Origin of the sequence: Micromonospora sp. ATA51 (assembly GCF_016802855.1) — a bacterium.
In the GTDB taxonomy this organism is placed as follows: Bacteria; Actinomycetota; Actinomycetes; order Mycobacteriales; family Micromonosporaceae; genus Micromonospora; species Micromonospora sicca.
Genome location: NZ_JAEVHJ010000382.1, coordinates 1 through 5,731 on the forward strand (window position 1 = coordinate 1; position 5,731 = coordinate 5,731).

5 protein-coding genes and 1 pseudogene are annotated in these 5,731 nt (G+C 73.8%); 5 read left to right on the forward strand and 1 reads right to left on the reverse strand.

Annotation, left to right across the window (positions count from 1 at the left end):
• The 3 genes and pseudogenes from JNW87_RS33715 to JNW87_RS33725 form a co-directional block, all read left to right on the forward strand.
• Positions 1–1,209, forward strand: a pseudogene (locus JNW87_RS33715) (hypothetical protein); the annotation flags it as partial.
• Between the two features lie 284 nt (positions 1,210–1,493).
• A complete protein-coding gene (locus JNW87_RS33720; protein WP_109804360.1) occupies positions 1,494–3,251 on the forward strand; it encodes a CTP synthase in 1,758 nt (585 codons plus the stop codon).
• Positions 3,248–3,853 carry an NUDIX domain-containing protein gene (locus tag JNW87_RS33725; protein WP_109804359.1) on the forward strand — a complete coding sequence of 202 codons (606 nt, stop codon included), beginning with the start codon at positions 3,248–3,250 and terminating at the stop codon, positions 3,851–3,853. Before JNW87_RS33720 ends, JNW87_RS33725 begins: the two co-directional genes overlap by 4 nt.
• 62 nt (positions 3,854–3,915) lie before the next feature.
• Here JNW87_RS33725 and JNW87_RS33730 read toward each other — a convergent pair whose 3' ends face one another.
• Positions 3,916–4,131 (reverse strand): hypothetical protein, encoded by a 216-nt coding sequence (locus tag JNW87_RS33730; protein ID WP_238455080.1) that lies wholly within the window; start codon positions 4,129–4,131, stop codon positions 3,916–3,918.
• Between the two features lie 151 nt (positions 4,132–4,282).
• On the opposite strand from JNW87_RS33730, the gene ald reads away from it, so the two are divergent.
• Positions 4,283–5,398 carry an alanine dehydrogenase gene (gene ald, locus JNW87_RS33735; RefSeq protein WP_109804358.1) on the forward strand — a complete coding sequence of 372 codons (1,116 nt, stop codon included), beginning with the start codon at positions 4,283–4,285 and terminating at the stop codon, positions 5,396–5,398.
• 11 nt (positions 5,399–5,409) lie between these two features.
• On the forward strand, positions 5,410–5,731 hold a 322-nt coding region (locus tag JNW87_RS33740), incomplete at its 3' end, for a site-specific integrase (protein WP_375373578.1).

Below are 5,731 nucleotides of genomic sequence, written 5' to 3' on the forward strand. Positions count from 1 at the left end.
CCCGCCGGCACGCCGGCCCGCACGGACCCGAGCCCGTCTCCCGGCGGGTGGTCGCCGCGGTGGAGCTGCTGCTGGTCGCCGCCGCCCTGGCGGTGCCGGCCGCCCTGCTCGCCGACGCGGCCCCGTGGTGGCGGGGTCAGCACGCCGGCTGGTGGTTCGGCGTGGTGACCGCCCTGCTGATCGTGGGCGGGACGGCGGCGGTCCGGTTCACCCCGGGGCACGACCGCACCCTCGGCCCGCTCGGCGCGGTCGCCGGCCTGGCCACCCTGGTGGTCGGGGTGGACGTGATCACCGGCTCGCGGTTGCAGCTCAACGGCGTGGTCGGCTACTCCGCGCTCGAGGGCGGCCGGTACGCCGGGCTCGGCACCGTCGGCCTGGGCGTCTTCATCGCCGGTTCGCTGCTCAGCGCGGGCTGGCTCGCCCAGCGGGTCCGCCGCGCCTGGCGGCCGATGGTGATGGTGGCCGTCGGCGGCGCCGCCGTGGTCGTCGTCGGCAGTCCGTACCTGGGGGCGGACTCGATCGGCGCGATCGCGCTGACCGCCGGGGTCAGTGTCGCCGCGGCGATCAGCGCCGGCGGCTGGCTGACCGTGAGCCGACTCGCCTGGGCCACCATGGCGGGGCTGGCGGTCACCGTCGGCTTCGCCGTGGTGGACGTGCGCCGATCGGCGACGGAGCGGGGCAGCCTCGGCCGGTTCCTGGCCGCGGTCGGCGACGGCACCGGCGGGCTCACCGTGCACCGCTCCAGCACCGCCAACGTGGAGACCCTGGTCAACAGCCCGCTCACCGTGCTGGGGTTGGCCGGTGCGGCGCTGGTCTGGTTGGCGCTGCTGCAACCGTGGGGCGGCCTGATGCGGCTGTTCGGCATCTACCCGGCGATCCGGGCGGCGATGGCGGGCACGGCCGTGGCGCCGGCATCGGCGGGGTGCTCGGCGGTTCGGCGCTGGACGTGGCCGGGGCGGCGGGGGCACTGGTGGTGCCGATGGCCGCGCTGGCCGCGCTGCGCGTGCTGGACCACTCCACCGACCGCACGCAACCCGGCGCGGGGCGACCCGGCGACGAGTGTCCCGGTGGCACGGTGGATGGCCCCGTCGACGGCGCGACCGTCCCGGGGGAGGTCGCGCGTCGGGGGAGGGGTCGGCGCCGGACGCCGGGGACACCGGTACGGCCGCGGCACCCGACGGCCGCGGACCGGGCGAGCCGGTCGCCGGCGGCTCCGGCCCGGTGAGCACGGCCGACGACGCGCCGGCGTCGACGGGCGTACCGGGGCCGTCCGGGCCCGGCGGGCGGCCGGTGACCGTGCCCGCCAGCCCGGTCCGGCATCGACGGAGGTCCCCACCGGCTGACCCGGACCGGGCCCGACGTGCGTCTACGGCGGGTGCGACGCCTGCTCGGGCAGGGAAAGGTGTTACCGTGGAATCCCGTGGATCGCGTGATCACTTGGCTGATCGGCAAGGCGGTTCGCACGACCGCTACGGACGACACGGGAGCAGGCGTTGGCCCCTTCAGCACGGACGACCAGGCACATTTTCGTCACCGGGGGCGTCGCCTCCTCGCTGGGTAAGGGCCTCACCGCCTCCAGCCTCGGCAATCTGCTGACCGCGCGCGGACTGCGCGTGGTGATGCAGAAGCTCGACCCGTACCTCAACGTCGACCCGGGGACGATGAACCCGTTCCAGCACGGTGAGGTCTTCGTCACCGAGGACGGCGCCGAGACCGACCTCGACGTCGGGCACTACGAGCGGTTCCTCGACCGGGCGCTGTCCGGCAAGGCGAACGTCACCACCGGGCAGATCTACTCGGACGTGATCGCCAAGGAGCGGCGCGGCGAGTACCTGGGCGACACCGTCCAGGTCATCCCGCACATCACCAACGAGATCAAGTCCCGCATCCTCGGCATGGCCGACCCGGACGCTGAGGGCCAGGTGCCGGACGTGGTGATCACCGAGGTCGGCGGCACGGTCGGCGACATCGAGTCGCTGCCGTTCCTGGAAGCGATCCGCCAGGTCCGCCACGACCTGGGCCGGGACAACTGCTTCTACCTGCACGTCTCGCTGGTGCCGTACCTGGCGCCGTCGGGCGAGCTGAAGACCAAGCCGACCCAGCACTCGGTGGCGCAGCTGCGCAGCATCGGTATCCAGCCCGACGCCATCGTCCTGCGCTGCGACCGGGAGATCCCGGAGAAGCTCAAGGAGAAGCTCTCGCTCTACTGCGACGTGGACCGGGAGGCGGTCGTCGCCGCCCCGGACGCGCCGAGCATCTACGACATCCCGAAGGTGCTGCACCGGGAGGGCCTCGACGCGTACGTGGTGCGCCGGCTCGGGCTCTCCTTCCGGGACGTGGACTGGGCCAGCTGGGACGACCTGCTGGACCGGGTGCACCAGCCGCACCACACGGTCACCGTCGCGGTGGTCGGCAAGTACGTCGACCTGCCCGACGCTTACCTGTCGGTCAGCGAGGCGATCCGTGCCGCCGGGTTCGGCCACCGGGCCCGGGTGCAGCTGCGCTGGGTGCCCAGCGACGACTGCGTCACCCCGGCCGGCGCGGCGGCCGCCCTGGCCGGCGTGGACGGCATCGTCATCCCCGGCGGCTTCGGCGTCCGCGGCATCGAGGGCAAGATCGGCACCGCCCGGTACGCCCGGGAGAACGGCATCCCGCTGCTCGGGCTCTGCCTCGGCCTGCAGTGCATGACCATCGAGGTGGCCCGCCACCTGGCCGGCCTGGACGGGGCGAACTCGCTGGAGTTCGACGAGGACGCCAAGCACCCGGTCATCGCCACCATGGCCGACCAGGAGGACATCGTCGCCGGCCGCGGCGACCTGGGCGGCACCATGCGGCTCGGGGCGTACCCGGCGAAGCTGGCCGAGGGCTCGCTGGTCGCCGAGTCGTACGGCAGCACCGAGGTCAGCGAGCGGCACCGGCACCGGTACGAGGTGAACAACGCCTACCGGGACCAGCTCACCAAGGCCGGGCTGCACATCTCCGGCACCTCGCCGGACGGCCGGCTGGTCGAGTTCGTCGAGCTGGACCGCGGCCTGCACCCGTTCTTCGTGGCCACCCAGGCGCATCCGGAGCTGAAGAGCCGGCCGACCCGGCCGCACCCGCTCTTCGCCGGCTTCGTCAAGGCCGCCATCGCGTATTCCGAGGCCGACCAGCTCCCGGTGGACCTGGACGGCGCGCCGGTGGACGCCCCGCCGGCGAAGACGGCCAGCCGCAACGGCGCCGCCGCCGCGAAGGTGGCGTCGGCGTCGTGAGCGCCGTCGAGCACCGCTACGAGGTGACCGAGCACCGGGAGATCTGGTCCGGCCGGATCTTCTCGCTGGTCAGCGACGACGTCACGATGCCTGGTGGCGGCACCGCTACCCGTGACTACGTCCGGCACGTCGGCGCGGTGGCCGTGGTGGCCCTGGACGACGCCGGTCAGGTGGTGTTGATCCGCCAGTACCGGCACCCGGTCGGCCGGCACCTGTGGGAGCTGCCGGCCGGGCTGATGGACGTCAGCGGCGAGGACCTGGCCGCGGCGGCGGCCCGGGAGCTGGCCGAGGAGGCCGACCTGACCGCCGGGGCCGTCGACGTCCTGGTGGACCTGCACAGCTCGCCGGGCTTCTCGAACGAGGTGGTCCGGGTCTTCCTGGCCCGCGACCTGGCCGACGTGCCCGCCGACCAGCGGCACGACCGCCGCGACGAGGAGGCCGACCTCCAGGTCGTCCGGATCGACCTCGACGAGGCGGTCCGGATGGTGCTGGCCGGGGAGATCACCAACGCCTCCTGCGTGGCCGGGCTGCTCGCCGCCGCCCGCGCCCGTGAGACCGGTTTCGCCGAGCTGCGCCGGCCGGAGGCGCCACTGCCCCGCTGACGGGGCGAGACGAGAAGGGGCCGCGCGGTGTCACCGCGCGGCCCCTGTCGTCTGCTCGGAGATCAGTCCCGCAGCGGGCGGCCCTGTCCGTCGACGCCACCGTTGACCAGGATCAGGATGCCGTCGATGAGGCCCCAGATGTGCGGACACCTTGATGATCGCCGGCGATCCTGTCCGCACCGCCGCGCCGCCGGTGGGACGATGAGCGCGAACACTGTCCTGACGGCTGAGGTGGTCTCCACCGCCGGCCCGGTCGACGCCTGACACTTCGTCAGCACGACCGCGCACCGGATGTCACTGTGCTGGCTCCCGGGGCGGGCCGGCGGGCCTAGACTGCCGCCGGCGGGACCGGTGGACCGCGCCGGCAATGGGGCCGTCGTGGCGCCGAGCAGTCGGGGGTGGGCAGCCCCGAAGAGAGGTGTCTGCATCGTGAAGGTCGGAATCCCACGCGAGGTCAAGAACCACGAGTACCGCGTGGCGATCACGCCCGCGGGCGTCAACGAGTTCACCCGCCACGGTCACGAGGTCTTCGTCGAGTCCGGCGCCGGGGTCGGCTCGAGCATCAGCGACGACGAGTTCGCCGCCGCCGGCGCCAAGATCCTCGCCACCGCCGACGAGGTGTGGGACGCCGCCGAGCTGGTGCTCAAGGTCAAGGAGCCGATCGCCGAGGAGTACCACCGGATGCGCGAGGGGCAGGTGCTCTTCACCTACCTGCACCTGGCCGCCTCGAAGGAGTGCACCGACGCGCTGATCGACCGCAAGGTCACCGGCATCGCGTACGAGACGGTCGAGCTGCCCGACCGCTCGCTGCCGCTGCTCGCCCCGATGTCCGAGGTGGCCGGCCGGCTCGCCCCGCAGGTGGGCGCCTTCTACATGATGCGCACCGGCGGCGGGCGCGGTGTCCTGCCGGGCGGCGTCTCCGGCGTCTACGCGGCCAAGACCGTGGTCATCGGCGCCGGCGTCTCCGGCATGAACGCCGCCGCCATCGCGCTGGGCCTGCAGTCCGAGGTGCTGCTGCTGGACAAGAACGTCGCCCGGCTGCGCCAGGCCGACGCGATCTACCGGGGCCACCTGCAGACCGTCGCCTCCAACGCGTACGAGATCGAGCGGGCCGTGGTGGACGCGGACCTGGTCATCGGCGCGGTGCTGGTGCCGGGTGCGAAGGCGCCGAAGCTCATCTCCAACGAGCTGGTCTCCCGGATGAAGCCGGGCAGCGTGCTCGTCGACATCGCCATCGACCAGGGCGGCTGCTTCGAGGACTCGCGTCCCACCACGCACGCCGACCCGGTCTACAAGGTGCACGAGTCGATCTTCTACTGCGTGGCGAACATGCCCGGCGCGGTGCCGAACACCAGCACGCACGCGCTGACCAACGTCACCCTGCCGTACGCCCTGGAGCTGGCCAACCACGGCTGGCGTGAGGGGCTGCGCCGCGACCCGGCCCTCGCCCTGGGCCTGAACACCCACCAGGGTCAGGTCGTCTACGGCCCGGTCGCCGAGGCGCACGGGATGGCCACCCTGCCGCTGGCGGACGTGCTGGCCTGAGGGGCGACGGGCTGACCGCGACATCGGCCGGGGCCGGCACGGGTGTGGAGCCCGCGCCGGCCCTGCGCCGTGCCGTGCGCGGCTACCTCGACCACCTCACCGTCGAGCGGGGGCTGTCGGCCAACACGCTCTCGTCGTACCGCCGGGATCTGGACCGCTACCTGGCCACGCTCGCCGCGGCCGGGGTGACCGACCTGGCCGCGGTCGGCGCGACCCAGGTCGAGGCCCACCTGGCCCGGCTGCGCGCCGGGGACGACGAGCACCCGCCGCTCGCGGTGTCGTCGGCGGCCCGGGCGGCCAGCGCGGTGCGCGGCCTGCACCGCTTCGCGCTGC